Below are 19,852 nucleotides of genomic sequence, written 5' to 3'. Positions count from 1 at the left end.
GTGAAGTCCAATGGTACGAAAAGTTACTCTAAGCGTGAAAATTCAAGCTAAGGTTAATTTCGAGGGGATGGGCGCAAAACCCCAACCACGAATATAGCCCCTGGTACAATTTCTATTAATGGTGCGTTTATAGATGCTGCTCTTATACCAAAATCACCATTTCTCTTATATTGAACAAAGCTTCTACCGAGGACGGCTAGCGCCAAAAAACTACTAATTAAAATAAGCGAAACCATATCTATCCTTATCGTACATGACGTTAAGAATATGATTGTAAAGTCTATACTTAATAAAGAGTCAATAGGTACCTAAAAATCGTTCAGGTAAAACTTGGGCATTTACGAATAAATGCCCAAGAACACTACTGATCCCCTTTACTATGCACGAGTCGATAGAGTACAGGCAGCACTACCAGTGTTAGCAAGGTTGACGATATTATCCCGCCGATGACCACCGTGGCCAAAGGCTGTTGCACCTCTGCACCTATGCCCGTATTGAACGCCATGGGCACAAACCCAAGGCTTGCCACTAGTGCTGTCATTAATACCGGACGCAAACGAATAAGTGCCCCTTCAACAATGCTATTCACTAATTCTCCGGTTTCTAGCAAACGTTGCTTGATGAAGGACAGCATTACCAATCCGTTTAATACGGCAATCCCAGACAACGCGATAAATCCTACCGACGCGGATATGGATAAAGGCATATCCCTTAACCAAAGAGACATTACACCGCCTGTTAATGCCAAAGGGATACCTGTGAATATAATCAACGCATCGCGTATAGAACCAAACGCAATTACCAGCATTGTCAAAATCACAAACAACGTAACCGGTACCACAATCGTCAATCGTTGACTCGCACTTTCGAGCTGCTCAAAGGTTCCACCATAGTCGAGCCAATAACCAGCAGGTAAATCTACTTCATCATTAATTCTCGCCTGAGCTTCTTCAACAAAAGTGCCAATATCTCTGTCACGCACATTTGCTGTGACAACAATACTACGTTTGCCATTCTCCCGGCTTATTTGGCTAGGTACTTCTTTAAATGCAAGTGTGGCTAATTCGCTTATTGGTACATGCTCACCAGAGGGCGTGACTATGGGAACGCTCTCAAGCTGAGTGAGTTCATTTCGAATGTCGTCGGCATATCGCACGACAATTTCAAAGCGTCTGTCGCCTTCAAAAATCATTCCAGCGGTTTTTCCACCTGTCGCAGCATTGAGCCATAACTGCAAGTCGGCTATATCCAAACCAAAGCGTGCCAATTGATTAGGCTTTGGTGTGACGGTGAAGATTGGAATGCCTTCTACCTGCTCAAGCCTCGCGTCATCAGCCCCTTCAATCGTTGAAATAACGGACAAAATGTCAGAAGCAGATGCAAAGAGGGTATCTAAGTCATCCCCAAATAGTTTTATGCCCAAATCTGCCCTTACCCCACTGATCAATTCATTAAACCGCATTTGAATAGGTTGGGTAAATTCATAATTATTGCCGGGCAAGGTAAACAAGTCCTCTTCAAACGTTTCGACTAGCTCGGCTTTAGTCATTGATGGATCGGGCCATTGTTCCCTAGGCTTCAAAATAACAAACGTATCAGTAATGTTGGGCGGCATAGGATCGGTAGCGACCACTTTCATAGCCATCCCGCGCCAATTTCAATGCAGATTCCAATGTTGGGACGACATTGTCTTGAAGGGTCGTAACAGTGAGCAAGGCTTGGTCTTTTGCGCTAATGACTTGATTTAATTGGCGAGTGAGTTCACGAATTTTCGCTTGTTTTTGATAGTCTATACTGTCAAGCAATGCGCGCTGTTGTTCGTATTCACCTAGATTCCGCTGCTTGGTATTTAACGGCACCGAAATACTGGCGACTAACGCTGTGTCATCAATTCCCTGCATTCTTCGGATACCGGCTTCCCACGCAATGTCGAACTGCTGACTGGCCTGAACCACTCTCAATCTGGCCTCTTGTACCCGATAGTTATCAGCATAAAGCAGAACGTGTGGATTGCTTTGAAGCTGTGAAAGCATATGTTCAAGTGATAGTGAATTTGGAAACGATAACAGTGTCCCTTCAACTTCCGCAAACGCAGCGTTAGTGTCACCCCACATGATGGCCAGGTCGCGTTTATACTCATTGAGTTTTTGTTCACTTATCAATAACGACAAACGCGCCTGCGACAACGCTGACTCTGCACGTTTTTTCTCAAGTGGTGAAGAAGCCCCCGCTTCAACCCGTGTAGAGACTGTCTGAAGCATTGTGCGAGCCAGCATTTCAGCTCGTTGCTCAGTCTTGTGCAACGCTTGTTGGACAATGACATTGATATATCGTCGAGTTGTTTCACCCAAGATGTCCAGCGTACGAATGCGCCGTTGTGTAAGCAGTTGTGCTTTTTTTGAACTCACCACATTCATTCGGCCGCTGACTTTATCTCCAAGCTCGATGACCGACGATAAGGTCAGTGTCAATTCGGCATCTTTGATACCAGACACTTCGCCTGTTCCCAACACATTTCCAACTTCAACCCCAACAGACATTTCAGGTCGTAAGCTGGCCATTTTTGATTCACCATCCAAAGCCGAAGATTTAAATTCGAACACAACTAAATCTGGGTTGTTTGATAATGTGCGTTTGAGCGCATTTTCAAGCGTGATTGAAGACTTTTGCGCATTGGCAGATTGAACAGATATACTCATGGTTACCAGTGCAGCAGATATCAATTTCAGATACGCTGAGCTAGCTTTTTTTATGCCCAATGGGCGTGAAGAACTCATAAAAGAACCTTTTGTTCATAAGATAACGACATTCATGGAAAGCACCCATGCAAACATATAGGAGGGAATGGATTAATGTTGAGGTGGGCGCAAAAGGCCTTCGACTAGGCCGTCAGTGACGTTGCGGGAATAACTGTATTGATTGGTATATAACGGTTTAGATACGTCATTTATTGGGTGCTGTGCCAGAAACTTAATCTGTCCACATTGACACAGCACACAATGGAAACACTTAGACTCTTCACTCGACGTATTATCACCAGCATTTACATTTTTTTCGGGAACATCATAAGTGCCTATCGACTTTGATTGTTCAGGGACTGACGATACCTCCGCAGGGTAGTCATCGCATTGAGCGGCGAACGAAAAGCCCGATTGACACATGAGCAAAGTAATAAGTAGCCATGCCAACCTACGCAGTTTTGATGTGCAATTAAAAATTGGCATGTTCTTATCAACTTTGCGCATTAAGCGCTCGCTGTCTTTCATTTCCAGCATCTTCGAGGATCATTTTTGCCCCGCGCAACACAACGCACGAAACTATCACACCGATAACCAGATCAGGCCATCGAGAATCGAGCCAAAACACCAAAACGCCAGCAGAGATAACACCTAAGTTGGCAATCACATCGTTGGCTGAAAATATCCAGCTTGCCCGCATATGCACTTCTTCATTTCTTTGTTTGCGTATGATCACAAGACAAATGACATTAGCAACCAGTGCAACTGCCCCCATAGCCATCATTAGTCCCGATACAGGTTCGCTACCGTAAATTGACCGTCTTACAATATCAATGATAATCAACACACCCAGTGCCATCTGAAAAAAGCCGCTAATTCTAGCCGCATTGGCTTTGTGCAATAGCGATTTACCAATAGCATAAAGGGCAACACCATAGACAACTGCGTCGGCGAGCATATCAAGTGAATCGGCTATTAATGCGGTTGAATTAGCAAGCAACCCGATCCCCATTTCTATAACAAACATTGTCGCGTTTATTCCCAAAAGCCAATACAAAACCTGTCGTTGAGACTGGTCTTTTATTTCAACTTCGCACCCACATCCGCTCATTAGAAACACACTCTTTACTGATGAATAGTATGAGTATAAAGTCTATACTTGGTATAGAGTCAACGGTTAGGAGAAAAAAATGAAAATTGGTGATGTCGCAAAGACGACAGGTTGTAGTATTCAGACCATTCGTTTTTATGAAAAGAAGGGGCTCTTGCCTGAGCTTAAGCGCTCAAGTGGAAATTATCGTGTCTACGACAAGGGGACTATTGAACAACTCCTGTTTATCAAACAGTGTCGTTCATTAGATATGTCTATCATGGAAGTAAAAACGCTAATGGGCAGTCGTTCGAGGCCAGATCAGAGCTGTTCAAATATCAATACGTTAATAGCTAAGCATTTATCAGACGTCATTATTCGCATTGAAGAGCTAAACGTATTAAAGTCATCACTCGAAAATATGGCGTCATCGTGTGACCAAGACAAAACCATTAGGGACTGTGGTATTTTAAATTATTTACACACTTAAAATTGTAAGAAGAACACAATTTCACTGTGCGCGCTCACCTTAACTTGTATCTATCGGCTAACATTCGTCATTTGTATAGATTTATAAGGCAAAAATCAATAGCCTGAACTTTTGATACTGAGTCAGCCATGCATATTCATTTGTGGCCCTACAAAGCGATTTACATCGGAATCAGTCCTGATAATGATGTTCATGCACATCATGCTGTCCAAATTTGCATTGGTTTAGACAAAGACATCTCGGTTCAAGATTACAAGGCACAAAGTATTCACACCGGACAATGTATTGTGATTTTCGAAGATGTCCCTCACAAGGTTTTGGCACAGGACAATCAGATTGTAGTCATCTATTTAGAGCCTGAAGATAGGCAAAACCAACAACTTCTCAAAGCCTTACGTCAAGCCAGGAGTGATGGAATTAATACTCTGCCGCTTACTAGCAAAGAATTGGGATCCATTTCTCAGCATCTATTTACTGACGTCGATATCGACAAAGTGTGGAAAACAGTAAATAAAGCGGTAGGGCTAGTCTATAGTCCTGCGCTTTCATCGCGCCCTGAGGATAAACGGGTACGAGCGGTCATCGACATTATTGCTTCGCAGAGAGGTTGTGCAATCGATATGGCGTTTTTATCATCGAAGGTTTTCTTGTCCCCAAGTCGCAATCAAGTCCTAATTGCTCAGCCCAGCTCCTGATGATAGACCTGTAATATGAATAGCTTATTGGTTGATTAGAGCGACGTATACTCCGAAACAAATAATCACTGGGTTGCAATTTAACTTCTTGAATCCAATGGATAATACTTTGTTGTGTTCTCGGAGTTATCTCAAATTGAACTTCGATCCCAGTTTTCTTCTGCGTTAATTGAACCCTTTCAAATACTTGATCGAGAGTAGTGACGTCTCGAACTTTTAAAGAGAGTAAGTCACATGATCTTAGCTTGCTATCTATAGCCAAATTAAGTAAAGCTAATTGCATCAAGTTGTTTTGAATTTCAATTCGAGTGCGAATACGCCAAATCTCTTCAAGCTTGAAAGGACGTTTCACACCAGTAGCATTGTGATTTAGTTCTGGTTTCATAGTGACCTCCTATTTAAAAGTCACTATGAGGATAGTGGATGTATTACTGATTAGGATTTGGACAAAAACGTTTCAGAGCCGAATGACGGCTCTGTGCCAGAAGCAGCCGTTAAATAGTATTGTTAAAATCAAAAACTCTGACTCCATTGATTGAAAAATCACACATCACTAGACACTATGAAAGTACCACTACTTTGAGAAAATGGTAGTTAAGAAGGAGGCTTGTTATTAATTATAAGCTTTACAAAACATCCAAATTGTTAATCCAACAAGAGAAAGTGTTGCGCATATAGCAATGTATAATTTGATTTCAACCTGGGTCTGCGCGCTTTCAATATCGCTTTTGGCTTTTCCTATCTCCGGAGCCTCATCTTCGTAAGTTTTAGCTAATGCATTGAATACACCGCGATATTCCTTACTCATAGTACTAATTGTTGAAAATTGACCGAACAAATTAAAAATTAGTAATACCGCTAATACTGACACTGTAACAATAACAGACACATTTTTTGCGAATGCCATCGTTTCTAAGCCACCTATTTCAATTTCCTTTATTTGAGTGGTTGCAAACCAAATACCCGCCGGCAGGGATAAAAGTTTAGTCGCTATATTGTCAAAGACCCCATGAATTTTGCTTACATACTCAGTACGCTTTTCCAAATATTCCTTACGCACTTTATCAAAAGTGTAATTTTCTACATAGCTTTGGTAGCTTAAAAGCACATTCGACACCAAAGAGTCCATATGTTGTATCAAATAGCTAAACCGCTGCCTCAACGTATTATCTTTAAGAAACGAAACTAACTCCCTGCACATTAAGCAAGTGATTGCTTCTTTGTGTAAATCTTTACTCAGCAGCTTCTTAAGGGCATCAAGGTCAATCGAGTGCGTTAAATCAGACTCCTTCAAAACAAACTCGAAATTCAAAGGTCGCTCATAGAAAATGGTACTATCTCCACCTTCAGTAGATTCAGCCAACTCTTTTACAAACTCATAGGCCTTGTGCACATTCAGATAATTAACATATTTTTCGTCTCCACTATCTGGTGTCAATAACGTACTAGTGTTAGTGAAAAAAATATATTTAACTGGTGATTTTACACGTAGCTCATTAGCCAGAAGTTCATTCCATTCAGAACAAATTGAATAGTCTGACTTGATTTGTTGTGCGGTTAGCTCGATGTAAAATCGTATATTATTTTCAAAGTGTGCTGGCTTAAGTTGGCTGAGGTTTGCGCTAGAAAAGGGCTTCCCATCTTTATTAAAGTCGTACGAACCTGTAGTTAATCCCGCATCAGCTAGTAACTCCAACTTATCTTTTAGTTGTGGTGTAAGACGAAGCCATCCTTTAAATTCACCGTCTTGAAGTTCTTTTTCATCAAGTGCAGCGAAAACTGCGGCATATGCGTCGAGAATTTGGGTGCTCATTAGTTATCTTGACCAAGATCGTCTTCTAGCTCTTCTTCAATCGCTGCACGCAAAGAGTCAGGGATTTCTGAAAAGGTAAGCTCTCCATCGTCATATTTTACAGTGGTGTTTAGCATACCTCTATCAAAGCTAATCGCAATACCCTTTCCTCTACCAGAAAGTTTTTTGTAGCTTTTTAGTACCTTTGCGTCAATAGCAAGCTCTTCAGGCAAATCATGTATTTCTTTCGCCTGCCTAGCAAATTCATCTGCACGATCTGGAAAAACATGATTTGATACATGGCTCAATTGGACTTGATTCCCAAGTTTTTGTTGCTCTTTAATGTAATCATGCGCTTGTGCAACTTTTTGTGACACGACATCATCGTCCATGCCACAAGCGTTCTTTGCGTAATCTTGTATAGCACTTTTTAATTTCTTGGTTTCAACAGTTGCTGCCAGCTTATCTCTTTGACACCCGATAAATTTTTCAAAATAATCTCTCACGTCGGCTGCTAAGCCTGTTCGGAAGCGAACATATCTTGTGCTTAATTCACTTTTCCATTGAGTAAGGTTGATAGCGGCTCCTAAATGAAGCCTTTTCAAATCTAAGATTTCACTGGCTACAACTTCCAGATTAGCTGCTACATCGATGCCTTCGGTTTTATTCAAAATAGCTACAGCCAACCAATCATCATCGTTTCTTTCATATTGATAAAACACCAGATAACCGCCTTTAACAGAATGTAGTTGATCACCTACGATGACACTTTCATATTTGTTCGCCAATTCTTTTGTCATAGCAATAAAGTCAGAACATTTACATTCATCGTCGTAGTACTTTTTTAGTTTCTGCTCAAAGGCAGGTTCAACTTCATTATCTCCATCTACACCAAATTCGCCGATATTGAGATGAGCATTTGAAAAAAGTTCCAACAATCCGTCCGTTAGCTGTGCTGTCATTCCTTGCGTGCTATTCTCATTATTCCTGAGTTGCTTTGAAAGTCGTTCACCATCTTTGTCACGTTTTACAACATGAATAATTACGTGTTTAATTGCCATACATCGCCTGTTTATTTTTGGACAAGGAACTTTCAAAAGAGAAGAGAAAAGCTAATCCTTGCTTTATATGAATCTAAATCATTCAAACTTTAAATTGTTTTGCCTACACAAAGCAAGCCCTAATAAGCGACATGGGGCAGGTAAGAAGTTTTATCAAAGACCGCTTTTCGCTCTAAGTCGGACTTCGTCAAGTTAGCCTTAACGACAGAACTTTTTAAAAATCCAAAATTTATAATATTAACTGCTACACTTTCTATTATTCTCGATTGCATCAATCTCAGCTTTTTTTTCAATAAACCTCTCTAATGGGTTCCAAGTTTCGTAACATTTTTTTGGCATTGAGTATTTACTCCTCAAAGTTTCTGCTATTTCATTGGCCTCAATTCCAAGAAGTGCATATTGATATTGCCTAGCCCTAAAAGCATCTCTGTAATCAGGTGCTCCATCACCATATTCCGCTGCTATGGAAATAACTTCTTTTGCGTAGTTAAGGCGATTAGGCAAGTCCAATATTCTATACATCAAGTCAAACCTCATTGACTGCCACTTTCCATCTATACCATCTAAGTCGATAGTAGGTGTTTTACTATTTGTCACTAAGCAACCTTGCTGATCTTCCACTCCATTGTCACATACCACCTCAAAACACCCTGAAATAAAATGGTCTAGCTGGCACGAAACTCTTACAGCTAAATATCGAGCATCATTCCTTTTTGAGCGCCATTCATTAAAAAATTCTCTGAGGATAGTTAGTAAAGCCCCTACAAAGACACCAGCTATTCCGATCAATAATTTTTCCATGCTAAGATCGATTCCTTATAAAATTTTAGCAGTTCCCAACTGTAAGCTTTGCTTTCACTATATTGCTCAAACTTTCCTGAGTTAGAAAAGAGTCTTTTTCAAAATGAGCCTTTCGGTGGTCTTTAGGACATAGTGCAATAACATTTATAAATGAATCATCGCCGCCTTGACTTAAAGGGAGGATATGGTGTGTTTCCAAGTATTTATCGCCGCTGTTTGTAATGAATCCATCTGATAAACAGTACTCACACTTACCATTTGATCGTAGCAATACTTTTCTTCGTATAACACTTGAACGGGCATACTCAACTCCATACTTTTCGTATTCGTATTTTGGATTTTTAATATTGTTCGCATCAAACTGGTCAGCAAGCTTAGAAGGTTGGTAGCTGTTGCCTCTTTCGATAATGCAAGCTCCAGTTTTGTCATCATAACCAGTCACAAACCACTTTTCTTGATCCAGTTCTCTTTTAAGAACCCCTTTAGTATTTTCGTTTCCTTGGCATATTACAACATCAATAGATAATTTCTTCTCATATGCCAACCCTATCGCATAGTCAATTTCAAGCGAACGTTTCTTTCTCCCCTTTTCTTGCTCCTCAGCATACTTCTTGAAGCTATGCTCTTGATAGATTCTCCCGTTGATAATTCGCATTTCTTCATACCACAAAAAGAGAACAATGACTTTTTTATCATCACGAACAAAAGACCAATTATAGCAATATTTTGGATTTGACGACGGGCTACGCTCTTTATTGGTAAGTGATTCACTCCAATCAGCCATATCAAACTCTAATGCGGTTAAAATATCATAAACACGCTGCTTCCCAGATGGCCTAAGTTCACTGAGCTGTATCATAAAGTTTCTTCTTTTATAATATTCATAAGGTCTCCAACAGATACTATTGACTTACAGGATTGTAGTGGTCAACTAACTATCGTTTAGCATACAGCAATACCATCATGTGGTTAAATTTTTGACCATGAAAAGGTAACCTCACAAATTCATAGCATCTTGAGGGTAAATTTAAACTGTAAAGCTAAAATAGACACTTAGTTCAATTCAATAAACCAATACTGCCCAAGTGAATTTACTATTCAGGCTAAAAGCCAAAAGGGTAAAATTTTGACTTAATGCATCATAATTCTTGACTGGCCGGTTTTCGCTCACAGCAGGCTTCAGGAACGTGCCATGAGCGGTCATTGGTACTAACTCGTTTATACCTCATTGTGAGTTTCGACATTTTTCTACTAGCTACTCCTCAGCATCAATTGACTTACTTTTCCTTATGCAACACAGTGTACTGGAGGAGGTGAAGCATCAATTTCCTCTGGTTCAACTAACTATATGATTCGTAAGTATATCTCCCTAACAGTATTCATAGTAAAGATTACAATTAACAAATCATATCTCAAGTGTTTAACAAAAGTTTATTGAAATATGAAAATTATTAAAGAATATATACAGTCAGATGGTAAAAAACTAAGACTTAGCGAAGAGGCTGTCACGCATGTCTATGAAGGTAACTTTGTAGTAAGAACTCAGCAAGGTGATGACAATATGACTGTGCTGAGAGGTGGTTTACATTCCTGTAGCGGATGGAACACCTTTAGAAATAATTATAACAAAGAACTTTCTCACTTACACTTTTTCAACAGTAACATTCACAAATACTGGTATTACGCTAGAGAGCTTAGCAATGGAGTTATCACGTTAAGGCTACCCAGAGACTTATTTTCGGGTAAAGCAGCTAAAATAACAATGTATCCAGACGATTATTATAAATCTGGCTACCTATGGAAAACTCTTTTCCCTAAGCATTTTGATAGAAATGCTGTCATCGAGGCAATTGATGAGGCATTAGAGAATGAAGATATAACTCAACGAAGTAATGGTCAGATCATAGGTTACATCAATAATGATGAACCAATGAAAACTATGAAAATAGTTATTCAGTTCAAAGGAACGGAAATTAAATCAGCCTTCCCTGCATGGACTCAACCAAATAGTGGTAACGTGGGAAAACCTTTCTCTCACTATGATAATATAGGATTTATAATATCTCAGTCCACTGAGTATTTTGAAGATAATTATGATTTACAAAACGAAATGAAAATTTCAGTTTTCGGAGAGAAAATTTCTCCTGATTATCTTCCAGATTACACACCAATGATTTTTAAAAGACGAACAAAAATAAATGAAAAAATCAAAGCTGGTGAGTGGATTAAGTCTAGAAGGAAAGAGCTTTCATCGATGAGGTTAGATGATAAAGATAATGATAGACTATACGAGTATATTAATGACCACACTATATTAAAATATTATCCAGAAATAACATCTGGTGCATATTCAACCGCGCTGGATTTAATTTTCGGAGACGAGAGCTTTCACAACTCTTTTCAAATAGTACAAAATATAGTCGATGGTATGTATTATCTTCTTTGTAGCAATCAGAAAGAAAGACTAATTAAAACCATTTGTAATGTGCTTGATAACATGGTGACGCACACCAACTTTGATCAATTGCTAAAAAAGAAAATTATGTCTACAGTCATTTTGATTGTCACTTATCTAAACGACTCAGAGCTATCTTACAAATTCATTCTAACACTTTCAACATCACCGATTAGACGTGAAGCATATCTTGAATATAACTTAAATTCTATAAACAAAAAGAAACTGCAAGTTCCTACAGAAACATACCCAGTAGAATTGGACTTTATAGATAACCCTAACCTAGACTTCCAACTAGAATATAAGGATTTTATTGAATTTCTTAAAGAACTTTATAGTGAAACATATACTTTAAATTTTGACGAGGAAATGCTAAATAACTTACTAAATGACGTAATTGACAATCAAGAGAAGAACTACAAATTTTTAATAAGTGATGCATTAAAATACTTCAGTAAGGAAGATTTCTTATCATTGTCATATCATTTTGATAAAATATTAAACTCTGCTCAAAAATATGAGCTTGGCGATTCATCTAAATTAATTGAAAGTTGTGGGTTGATATTAAGAGATTATTGTAGGATTCAATTTGCACATAGGCAAAGAATTAATGCAAGATACCTAAAATACAATGATTATGTTTCTGTTATATCTATTGATTATATAGATCATAACTTACTTTATGGAAAAATCCTCAAGCATGAGCGCATATCAAATCATTTGAACCTAACTAGATTTACAGATGGTATGTTAAAATTTGCTCTAAAAACAGAAGACAAAAATTTCGAAACGGATATTCATAACTTCAAGGCTCGTATAGGTAAAGAAAAACCACCTTTGCCAGAGATTATGTAGCTTATTCATATCGGGCAATACAACTAATTGAGCATAATAAAATTAAACAGCACAGGCTTTGTGCTGTTTCTTGAGGTTATGAATCATCTGATCTAAATCTTTAACTTAGTGAATTAATTGGGGGCAGGTCATACCTTTTGCCGAGCGGATTTTGCCATACTTGAATTAATCTATCTTTTGCTAATTTAGAAAAGTCGTTGACTCATTCTGTCCAAAAACGAGTTTTTCCTGACCGTCCGCTATTCGCTCGTTTGAGACCTATCCATTTTTAAGTTCAGACCAAGAAATGTGCTGTGTAGTGGTCAATAAAATTCGAACCATACTGTATGAAGTGGTCAACTGCTTTTTTGCTCATAATCCCAGTACTTATCTTTTTAATATGGACTTTCGTAGGTGCCATCCTTTCTCGATTGCAAACGAGCTTTTAACCTTTCCTTAAGTTCGTTTTGTTTTGAACTCCTATCCTGAGGAAAATCGGATAAAGCCTTCAAACTAACTTCCTGTGTTTTATGTCGGTTTACCCTATGAGGGCTATCGTAAGGGCTTTCATAGCTACCATCCTTTCTCGATTGCAAACGAGCTTTTAACTTTTTTTTAAGTTCGTTTTGTTTTGCAACCGTAACCGCAGGTGATTCAGGTAAAGTCTTCGAACTACTGCCTTGTGATTTCTTGCTATTTAGTCGAGGGGATTTTTTGTAGGGGCTTTGATAAGTTCCATCTTTTCTGGACTGTAAACGCTCCTTGAGTTTTTCCTTTAAGTCACTTTGACAAATAACGGTTGTGTCAGAAGTGATTTCTAGGTTTTCTATCTCTATCTGATCACTTACGTATTTAAGTTTTAAATCATTATTCGATTTTTGTTTTAAAAAGTTAGAGACTAATTCATGAGCTTTTGACGGATTGCAAATAAACCATTCCGAAAATCTGCCCGTTGATTTATGTCTTTTTCGTGAGAATTTTTGTGACATTATTCTATGTAATTCGACCTCAACTTGCCGTAATTCAACATCATCAATCTCATATGCTTTAAACAGCTCATAATCTGGATTTTCTGTTTGTGATATTCGTTTATGGGGCTGCTGGGTTGTCATTCCCAACTTAGACTGATCCTCCTTTGTTATGTCCCATGCAATATATATGTAACCCAAACCACTGCCTCAGATAATGTAATTTATGGAGAAATAATAAAAATAGCATCTAATCAAATGCATATGTAACCAAAAAGTAAAATAACTACAAAGTTATTATATTACAAATAACGCTGAACTAATCTGTTCAAATTCTGGATAGAACGAAGCTCTATCAAAAGCTAATGGGGTCAATCTTGACTTCAGACATTAAAATTTTAACTATCCAGTTATCGTTCGTAGCGAAAGTGCCAATAGCAGGCATTGTTAACGCCAAACTTTGGGGTATGAACATGCAGGCTAAAATTAGAGCGAAGAGACTGAGCCTGCATGTTAATGTTCCAGCGAACAAAGTGAGTGGCAATAGTTGTTTGTTATGCCTACTGAGCCTGATAGATACCTATAAATTTTGAAAAAATTAACAGTATGAAACCAAAATACAAAGAATAATTTCTTACTTTAAATTTAAACGTGTAGTTGTTGGCTAACTCTTTACCATGCTCATTTATACTATAAATAAATTCGCTTAGAATTTGTTTGCTTTTTAATGCTTCCGCTTTAGATGTCTCGTTACCAGTATCTAAGTTTATATTTCTATATGGTGAAGCAAGGATTTTGTTAACAACATCAAGTTTCTCTTGTGCTTGAGCTTGTCTAAGGTCATTGGATTGCACTGCTATATCGCTTTCTAATCTCATAATGCCAAAGAGTATTGAGTTAGCGAAAAATACTAGTGCAAAAATTTCAAATGAGTTTTGCGAAAACGAGAATGCCTCGGGCTCAAATTTTGCTCCAAGATAGGCAAATAGGGCACTACTCAAACCGAGTATAAAATAATCATACTTTTGTTGAATTTGTTTAACACTTTTCCATGCTTCTAAGCTAATGTTCGACATAAGTTTATCCGACTTTAAAACCCTTGTTATAAACATTTTACCCTGTAGTTAATTTAACAGCGTACCAAGGCCAAATATAAATGTATGAGTAATAAATAAAACTCCGCCTATTTTCCATAGGGCTCCTATAGAAATATTATCCCAAAACCAAGGAAGTGATATTGTCTCAGGTTTTGCCAAGGGCACCAACTCTAAGGCACCATAATTTACTTCTCTTTTTATACTACTAATTACTGAAAGTAATTTATTTTTAGCAGCATTAAAATGATCCTTATACGTGTGGTGACCTTTGTTATACATTGCATTAGTTGGTTTAAATGTAACTTCATTTATTTGTTCTAGATACTCGTCAAATTTAGAAGTAACCTTAATTAAAGCGAATAAATTTGCTTTTGCTTCATTGGCATTTTTTAAGTCATCTAACTCAAATGATAACAATAGAGTCTCTATTGTTGATAAATTATTTAAAAATCTAGATACCAAATTAATTCCCTATAATTTAATTGATGCTGAGATTGAAATGCTTAGAAGGCATAGACCCCTTTTGAAACATAACACTTTAGTATTTATGCGACACGCAGTTTGTGTTGCATAATCGCTTGTTGGACTGAGGCGCTACCTGCTCGGTGTGTCAGAGTTGGTGTTGTTTATGCTATGGGAATTTGCTTTTTAGAGGCTCTAGCTAAATCAGCTAATTTAATAAGCTTACCTATTATAATTTAAGCTTTCCCTGCATTGCTCAGCGTTTATTATCTATTCATTAAACCGAATGTTTAACCGTTAAGCAAGGATATTTTTCGCTCGCACAGTCGCTATTAGCCTGAGCAATTAAGCAGGTTAACTTATTGATTTGATGCAGCAAGCAAGGCTGCTAACTCGTTCGCGCTATTTTATTTGTCGCCTCATCTAAATTCATCACACCAATAAATCGTAAGGTACCCGTCTTGCATGACTGGCAAGACCAATGGGGTATTAATCGTTCTTGCTCTACCTTCGGCTTCACCGCTTTGCATGGGGTTGCTGATACTTGAGCCTTTATTAACCCTAACTTTCGCTTGCGACACGCATTAGCTAAAAAGCCATAGTGACGAATGCGCATAAACCCTTTGGGCAATACATGTTGTAAGTAGCGCCGTAAAAATTCATCACAACTCAGAGTCATGACTTTATCGCGGTTGTTATCTGCATAATCGCGGTATTTAAAGCTCACTGTTTCTTCAGTCGCTGACACTAATCGCGATTCTGACATCACGCCTTTTCGGGTATAACGAGCAAGGTAACTAACTAGCTTTTCACTGTACGTTAAACAGGCTTTGCTATACACGCACCATTTGGTTGGTGTGCTTACCTTCGCGAATGAACTATCGCATTCATTGAGCGCCGCGAGCATTTTCCCTCTAAACACTGTTGATAATGCTTTAACGGGGTATAAATAGCCTTTTTTTATTTCATGCCAGTGCGCTTTATCAAGCGCGCCTGCGGGTATCAAGCAATGCAGGTGAATATGCTGACTTAAGTTCTGCCCCCACGTATGCAGTACGCTTGTCATGCCTAACTGGCCATGCCTCTTTCGTTTCGCAAATTTACACAGCGTTTGCCATGCAGCTTTAAATAAACAGTGATACAACGCGTTTGGGTTGTAGTGCGCAATGATATTTAACTCATGCGGGAGCGTAAAAACAAGGTGGAAATAGCGACACGATAATAAATCCTCTTGTTGTCTTTGCACCCATTTAGCCGTAGCCATCCCTTGGCAACGTGGGCAATGCCGATCTCGACAGCTACATCCAATTTGTTGTACTTCACTACAGTTATCACATTGCCATGCTTGATAACCGAGCTGACCCGTTCTGCATGATTGAAGGTGTTGGCAGACTCGTAACTGCTGATAACTCATTATGTGGTGCTGCCGATAATTCCCAAGGCCAGAATTTAAAATATCAGCGAGGTGCAAGCCTCTCATTGGTTTCCCCAACTTGCGAGTAAATCAATACCACCATGCCCTAATTCAGGTAACCAGTGTAAGTAACTTTGCGTGGTTCTAATGTCACTGTGACCAAGCTGATGTTGAAGTTGATGAAGCGGCATCCCTAACTCAAGTTGATGTGTTGCATAAGCATGGCGTAATACATGTGGATTACAGTGCTTTAAACCACACATTTGTGCATGTTTTTTCAATGCCTTTCTGAAGCTTGAGGGTGACATAGGTTTATCCATTAACCATCGTGAATAAAACATCCAGCCCGTTGGGTGATACATTTTCCAATAGCAACGTAATTGATTTAGCACGCTATCTGATACAACAACATAGCGTGACTTATCTCCTTTACCATGTTCAATTAAAATGGTTTTACGCTGTCCATCGATGTCTTGCACTTTGATGCGCAGCAGTTCGCCAATACGCAAACCACATCCATAACACACCACTATCAATGTTTTTAAGCGCATATCCGTGCAACTTTCTATAAGTCGTCGAATATCATCACGCGATAAATAAGTAGGTGCCCGAGGTTTTGCTTTAGGCAAGGCTATGTCTAAGTTCAGTGGGCGGTGTAAAATATTCTTAAACAAAAACCAAATGCTGTTTATTTGTATTTTTTGACTCGCTCTGGAGAGCTTGCGAATGGCGGGATCTTTAAAAAAGATATTCAGCTCATCATCAGTAATTAAATCGAGTGGTTTATTAAAATAATGGCTGAGTTTAAGTAAATGCTCGCAGTAACTTTTACAGGTACTTTGTGAATAACCACGGTAGGCTATTTCAATTTTGACTTGTTCAATGAGTGTATTCATGACTTACCTCCAAATATGGGATAACCCCAAGGTAAGTGTGGCTCAAATGGTCAGAATAGGATCTCCGCGTAGCGGCTTAGTTCAACAATTTAATAGTGCGCTCATCGCGCATATTTCTGCCGACTCCACGCTCATTTATCTACATTATATATGTTTTAACAAATAACCTAAGGCATTACTATCACTAAGTTTTCTAAAGTTTTTAGGTAGAGTTAAATGAACCAATATGCACGCGCCGCTCATTTTCATGAATATATGCGCAAAGAGTAGTTTGACCAATCAACTAACTCTTATATTTAGCCAATCTCAATGACCGGTTATCGCTCTTTGCCGAAGTTTGGCTAAGTGCCATAAGCGGATATTAATAAAGCGCCTTACCTTGATTTGTTAAGTTGTTTTGCTTTCTTTTTATCCCTAATCCATAAAACTGAGCCATTTGTTTTTTTCATCTCAAACAAATCTATAGCTTGAAATAAATCACTCAACTTCTTAAAGCCATAATTACGCTGGTCAAAGGATGCGTGATTTGAAATATGTGTACCGATTGGTCCTAACATGGCCCAGCCATCGTCTTCTTCGACAGCCTCAATTGCTTGCCTAAGCAAATTAATTAACTTGGTGTCACTTTTTATGTTCTTTTTTTGTTTTTGTATAGGAGGGTCTTTTTCGCTATCTTCGTCAAGATAGAGGAATAGTGAACAACTATTAACGAAAGCTAGTGGTGCTTTACGTTCACCAAAACCAATCACAAATTTACCATCAGCCAAAGAACGAGTTACCAAGGGAGTAAAATCACAATCGGACGACACCAGGCAAATAACATCAATGTCTTTAGTATACAGCACATCCATAACATCAATTACTAATGCCATATCTGTGGCATTCTTGCCTTTGGTAAGATCGAACTGTTGCATCGGCTGTATTGCAAATTCATGAAGCACGTCTTCCCACGGTTTCAGATTTTGATTTTTCCAATTTCCATATGCTTTACGAATGTTGACTACACCATATCGCGCCAACTCGGATAGCACTTTATCTATCTTTTGAGCAGGTGCGTTATCTGCATCAATAAATACCGCAATTTTCTCTTTATCTCTCACAAAAGCTTCCTTGAAACTTAAAATCTTATTGACCACTACAGTAAACAGTTTCTCGACTTTTTCTAGTAAATACTTAGGCTATTATTTTCCATATTCCAGCCAAATAACAGTATTGTAGTGGCTTGGTTAATTTGGGACCCAAATTAGAGGCGTCTCCTTGTTGGTCATCTGCTGCTAGTTGCAACCATTTGAACTAATTAAATTGTTTATAAATGTTTTTTCTATAAGGTTTTCTTGGAGCCCATATTTAATTTTTATGTGTCTCCATTTTTTTACGTACTTACAATGAAAGTGCTTATCAAGTATATTTACTCATGTTTTTTAAAATATAAATTTTATGTTTTAGATCACTAAATGCTTAGTAATGATAGGTTACTTTGTAGTGGGGTAGGCTACTTTTTTAAGCTCTAAAACAGCTAAATGGTCAGTAACTTTATACGATTAATATAAGGTTTAATTTTTTCGAGGGGCACTATGAATTTAAAAAATACAACAACTCATTACAATACACTCTCCATTGCTTTGCATTGGCTTATGTTCATATTGATAGTCGCTGTTTACGCAAGCATTGAACTGCGCGAATTATTCGACAAAGGAACAGCAACCCGAGATGCCTTTAAAATGTGGCATTTTATGCTTGGTTTATCGGTTTTAGCCTTAGTAAGCGTTAGGCTAATTGCTCGCATAGTAGGTGGTTCGGCTCCTGATATAAAACCACAGCCAGCTAAATGGCAAAATAACCTGGCCAAACTAGTGCATGTTATTTTGTATGGGTTCATGTTTGCTATGCCTATTGCTGGATGGTTAATTTTGAGCATGGCGGGCAAACCAATTCCGTTTTTTGGTCTAGAGCTGCCGCCATTGGCCAGTAAAGATTTAGACTTAGCTAAAACCATAAAAGAGCTGCATGAAACCGCTGGGGAAGTTGGCTATTACTTGATTGGACTACATGCAGCCGCCGCCTTATTCCACCACTATGTTTTATCTGATAATACGGTTGCACGAATGCGTTTGCCTAAAAAATAACAGCTAATTAAGTGGTTAACCCGTTGTTTTCGCACATATTCAAGGATATGTGCGACGCGCGTATAGTGTTCTATTTAGATCTGCTTAAAGATAATAGAAAACTTAGTGATAGTAATATCTTAGCTAATTTGTTAAAACTGTGTAAAGTATACATATGAGTGTGGTCGGAGCAGAAAGATCCGCCCTTCGCGCACTATAAAATTATCCGTATAAAGGGTTTTCAACAATTGATGAGGCGCGTAGTTGGGTGTTGAAATTTAGCCACTGGTATAATTTTAACCACAAACATAGTGGCATCAAATACGTCAGCCCACATCAAAGGCATTCAGGATTAGCGGGTGACATATTGGCTAATAGAAAAGAAGTTTATCAAGGTGCTAAAGATGCTCACCCTGAGCGCTGGAGCGGTAATATCCGTAATTGGAATTTACCAAAAGAAGTGTACTTAAACCCTGAACAAAATAGTGTCAAGGCTGAGAGTGCATAACGTAGTGATCGCGACAACTAGTTTGACAAACACCGCTACTGTCCTTAGTGTACTGTTCTCTCGGTTATATACTCTCAGAAATCAAATCATGCATGGTGGGGCCACTTTTAATAGCTCAGCCAATCGTCAACAATTGAGATATTGTACAAATATACTGGATCTACTAGTACCAACGATCATTGAGATTATGATGAATAACCCTAATGACCTTTGGGGTGAACCGGTATATCCATATGTTGGGAAATAGATATATCAAACCCACTAGTAATTGCATAAATATTCACAATAACTGTATAAGTCATAATAAAGTAAGCATCACGATTGACATCCTAAACACCTTTATTCAAATGTGCATGCTTCCTAGTTTAACATTAGGTAATGTAGGGCAAATATTAGTGAATATTTATCGGCTCAAAATCTAGCTGTCACGGAAAGGGGCAAAGGTG

At 38.4% G+C, this 19,852-nt stretch carries 17 protein-coding genes and 2 pseudogenes; 5 read left to right on the top strand and 14 right to left on the bottom strand.

Annotated elements, in window-relative coordinates; all coding sequences use genetic code 11:
• Positions 1–361: 361 nt before the first annotated feature.
• From PARC_RS21285 to PARC_RS21270, 3 genes and pseudogenes are all read right to left on the bottom strand, one after another.
• Positions 362–1,630 (bottom strand): annotated as a pseudogene (locus PARC_RS21285) (efflux RND transporter permease subunit); the annotation flags it as partial.
• On the bottom strand, positions 1,596–2,777 hold the full coding sequence (locus tag PARC_RS21280; RefSeq protein ID WP_010554765.1) for a TolC family protein: 1,182 nt from the start codon (positions 2,775–2,777) through the stop codon (positions 1,596–1,598). The gene PARC_RS21280 and the pseudogene PARC_RS21285, both read right to left, overlap by 35 nt.
• A 454-nt stretch (positions 2,778–3,231) precedes the next feature.
• The gene (locus PARC_RS21270) at positions 3,232–3,849 is read right to left on the bottom strand and encodes a cation efflux transmembrane domain-containing protein (protein ID WP_010554767.1); all 618 of its coding nucleotides are present in this window, start codon (positions 3,847–3,849) and stop codon (positions 3,232–3,234) included.
• Between the two features lie 79 nt (positions 3,850–3,928).
• Between PARC_RS21270 and cadR the strand changes: the two genes are divergently transcribed.
• Both cadR and PARC_RS21665 read left to right on the top strand, forming a co-directional pair.
• Entirely contained in the window at positions 3,929–4,318 is a 390-nt protein-coding gene (gene cadR, locus PARC_RS21265; RefSeq protein WP_010554768.1) for a Cd(II)/Pb(II)-responsive transcriptional regulator, read from the top strand.
• A 128-nt stretch (positions 4,319–4,446) separates the two neighbouring features.
• A complete protein-coding gene (locus PARC_RS21665; protein ID WP_010554769.1) occupies positions 4,447–5,013 on the top strand; it encodes a hypothetical protein in 567 nt (188 codons plus the stop codon).
• Here PARC_RS21665 and PARC_RS21260 read toward each other — a convergent pair.
• The 5 genes and pseudogenes from PARC_RS21260 to PARC_RS21240 form a co-directional block, all read right to left on the bottom strand.
• Positions 4,973–5,398: pseudogene (locus tag PARC_RS21260) on the bottom strand (tyrosine-type recombinase/integrase); the annotation flags it as partial. The gene PARC_RS21665 and the pseudogene PARC_RS21260 sit on opposite strands and share 41 nt — an antisense overlap.
• Positions 5,399–5,626: 228 nt before the next feature.
• Positions 5,627–6,826 (bottom strand): hypothetical protein, encoded by a 1,200-nt coding sequence (locus PARC_RS21255; protein ID WP_010554771.1) that lies wholly within the window; start codon positions 6,824–6,826, stop codon positions 5,627–5,629.
• The gene (locus tag PARC_RS21250) at positions 6,826–7,866 is read right to left on the bottom strand and encodes a nucleoid-associated protein (protein WP_010554772.1); all 1,041 of its coding nucleotides are present in this window, start codon (positions 7,864–7,866) and stop codon (positions 6,826–6,828) included. Before PARC_RS21250 ends, PARC_RS21255 begins: the two co-directional genes overlap by 1 nt.
• Positions 7,867–8,103: 237 nt before the next feature.
• Positions 8,104–8,667: a hypothetical protein gene (locus PARC_RS21245; RefSeq protein ID WP_010554773.1), complete on the bottom strand. Its 564-nt coding sequence runs from the start codon at positions 8,665–8,667 to the stop codon at positions 8,104–8,106.
• 25 nt (positions 8,668–8,692) lie between these two features.
• Positions 8,693–9,526 carry an HNH endonuclease gene (locus PARC_RS21240; RefSeq protein WP_010554774.1) on the bottom strand — a complete coding sequence of 278 codons (834 nt, stop codon included), beginning with the start codon at positions 9,524–9,526 and terminating at the stop codon, positions 8,693–8,695.
• Positions 9,527–10,108: 582 nt separating this feature from the next.
• On the opposite strand from PARC_RS21240, the gene PARC_RS21235 reads away from it, so the two are divergent.
• Positions 10,109–11,977 (top strand): hypothetical protein, encoded by a 1,869-nt coding sequence (locus PARC_RS21235; protein ID WP_010554775.1) that lies wholly within the window; start codon positions 10,109–10,111, stop codon positions 11,975–11,977.
• A 374-nt stretch (positions 11,978–12,351) separates the two neighbouring features.
• Here the strand turns inward: PARC_RS21235 and PARC_RS21230 are convergent, their stop codons facing one another.
• From PARC_RS21230 to PARC_RS21205, 6 genes are all read right to left on the bottom strand, one after another.
• Complete coding sequence (locus PARC_RS21230; protein WP_010554776.1) at positions 12,352–13,125, bottom strand: GIY-YIG nuclease family protein; 774 nt, start codon at positions 13,123–13,125, stop codon at positions 12,352–12,354.
• Between the two features lie 359 nt (positions 13,126–13,484).
• A complete protein-coding gene (locus tag PARC_RS21225; RefSeq protein ID WP_010554777.1) occupies positions 13,485–14,000 on the bottom strand; it encodes a hypothetical protein in 516 nt (171 codons plus the stop codon).
• Positions 14,001–14,048: 48 nt separating this feature from the next.
• Positions 14,049–14,483, bottom strand: a complete 435-nt coding sequence (locus tag PARC_RS21220; RefSeq protein ID WP_021031995.1) for a hypothetical protein — start codon at positions 14,481–14,483, stop codon at positions 14,049–14,051.
• Between the two features lie 388 nt (positions 14,484–14,871).
• A complete protein-coding gene (locus PARC_RS21215; RefSeq protein WP_096058057.1) occupies positions 14,872–15,963 on the bottom strand; it encodes an IS91 family transposase in 1,092 nt (363 codons plus the stop codon).
• Positions 15,960–16,793 carry a tyrosine-type recombinase/integrase gene (locus tag PARC_RS21210; protein WP_010555537.1) on the bottom strand — a complete coding sequence of 278 codons (834 nt, stop codon included), beginning with the start codon at positions 16,791–16,793 and terminating at the stop codon, positions 15,960–15,962. Before PARC_RS21210 ends, PARC_RS21215 begins: the two co-directional genes overlap by 4 nt.
• Positions 16,794–17,167: 374 nt before the next feature.
• Positions 17,168–17,893, bottom strand: a complete 726-nt coding sequence (locus PARC_RS21205) for an NYN domain-containing protein (protein ID WP_010555486.1) — start codon at positions 17,891–17,893, stop codon at positions 17,168–17,170.
• 474 nt (positions 17,894–18,367) lie between these two features.
• Between PARC_RS21205 and PARC_RS21200 the strand changes: the two genes are divergently transcribed.
• Together PARC_RS21200 and PARC_RS21585 are read left to right on the top strand one after the other, a co-directional pair.
• Positions 18,368–18,919 carry a cytochrome b gene (locus PARC_RS21200; RefSeq protein ID WP_010555485.1) on the top strand — a complete coding sequence of 184 codons (552 nt, stop codon included), beginning with the start codon at positions 18,368–18,370 and terminating at the stop codon, positions 18,917–18,919.
• A 346-nt stretch (positions 18,920–19,265) separates the two neighbouring features.
• Positions 19,266–19,406: a hypothetical protein gene (locus PARC_RS21585; RefSeq protein ID WP_158522947.1), complete on the top strand. Its 141-nt coding sequence runs from the start codon at positions 19,266–19,268 to the stop codon at positions 19,404–19,406.
• The last annotated feature ends 446 nt before the right edge of the window (positions 19,407–19,852 follow it).

The sequence above is a fragment of the Pseudoalteromonas arctica A 37-1-2 genome, from assembly GCF_000238395.3.
GTDB lineage: Bacteria > Pseudomonadota > Gammaproteobacteria > Enterobacterales > Alteromonadaceae > Pseudoalteromonas > Pseudoalteromonas arctica.
This window is presented reverse-complemented; position numbering and strand designations above follow the sequence as displayed.

Coding starts and splice junctions, on each gene's coding strand:
- PARC_RS21280 (WP_010554765.1), bottom strand. CDS start 2,777: ATGAGTTCTTCACGCCCATTGGGCATAAAAAAAGCTAGCTCAGCGTAT.
- PARC_RS21270 (WP_010554767.1), bottom strand. CDS start 3,849: ATGAGCGGATGTGGGTGCGAAGTTGAAATAAAAGACCAGTCTCAACGA.
- cadR (WP_010554768.1), top strand. CDS start 3,929: ATGAAAATTGGTGATGTCGCAAAGACGACAGGTTGTAGTATTCAGACC.
- PARC_RS21665 (WP_010554769.1), top strand. CDS start 4,447: ATGCATATTCATTTGTGGCCCTACAAAGCGATTTACATCGGAATCAGT.
- PARC_RS21255 (WP_010554771.1), bottom strand. CDS start 6,826: ATGAGCACCCAAATTCTCGACGCATATGCCGCAGTTTTCGCTGCACTT.
- PARC_RS21250 (WP_010554772.1), bottom strand. CDS start 7,866: ATGGCAATTAAACACGTAATTATTCATGTTGTAAAACGTGACAAAGAT.
- PARC_RS21245 (WP_010554773.1), bottom strand. CDS start 8,667: ATGGAAAAATTATTGATCGGAATAGCTGGTGTCTTTGTAGGGGCTTTA.
- PARC_RS21240 (WP_010554774.1), bottom strand. CDS start 9,526: ATGATACAGCTCAGTGAACTTAGGCCATCTGGGAAGCAGCGTGTTTAT.
- PARC_RS21235 (WP_010554775.1), top strand. CDS start 10,109: ATGAAAATTATTAAAGAATATATACAGTCAGATGGTAAAAAACTAAGA.
- PARC_RS21225 (WP_010554777.1), bottom strand. CDS start 14,000: ATGTCGAACATTAGCTTAGAAGCATGGAAAAGTGTTAAACAAATTCAA.
- PARC_RS21215 (WP_096058057.1), bottom strand. CDS start 15,963: ATGAGAGGCTTGCACCTCGCTGATATTTTAAATTCTGGCCTTGGGAAT.
- PARC_RS21210 (WP_010555537.1), bottom strand. CDS start 16,793: ATGAATACACTCATTGAACAAGTCAAAATTGAAATAGCCTACCGTGGT.
- PARC_RS21200 (WP_010555485.1), top strand. CDS start 18,368: ATGAATTTAAAAAATACAACAACTCATTACAATACACTCTCCATTGCT.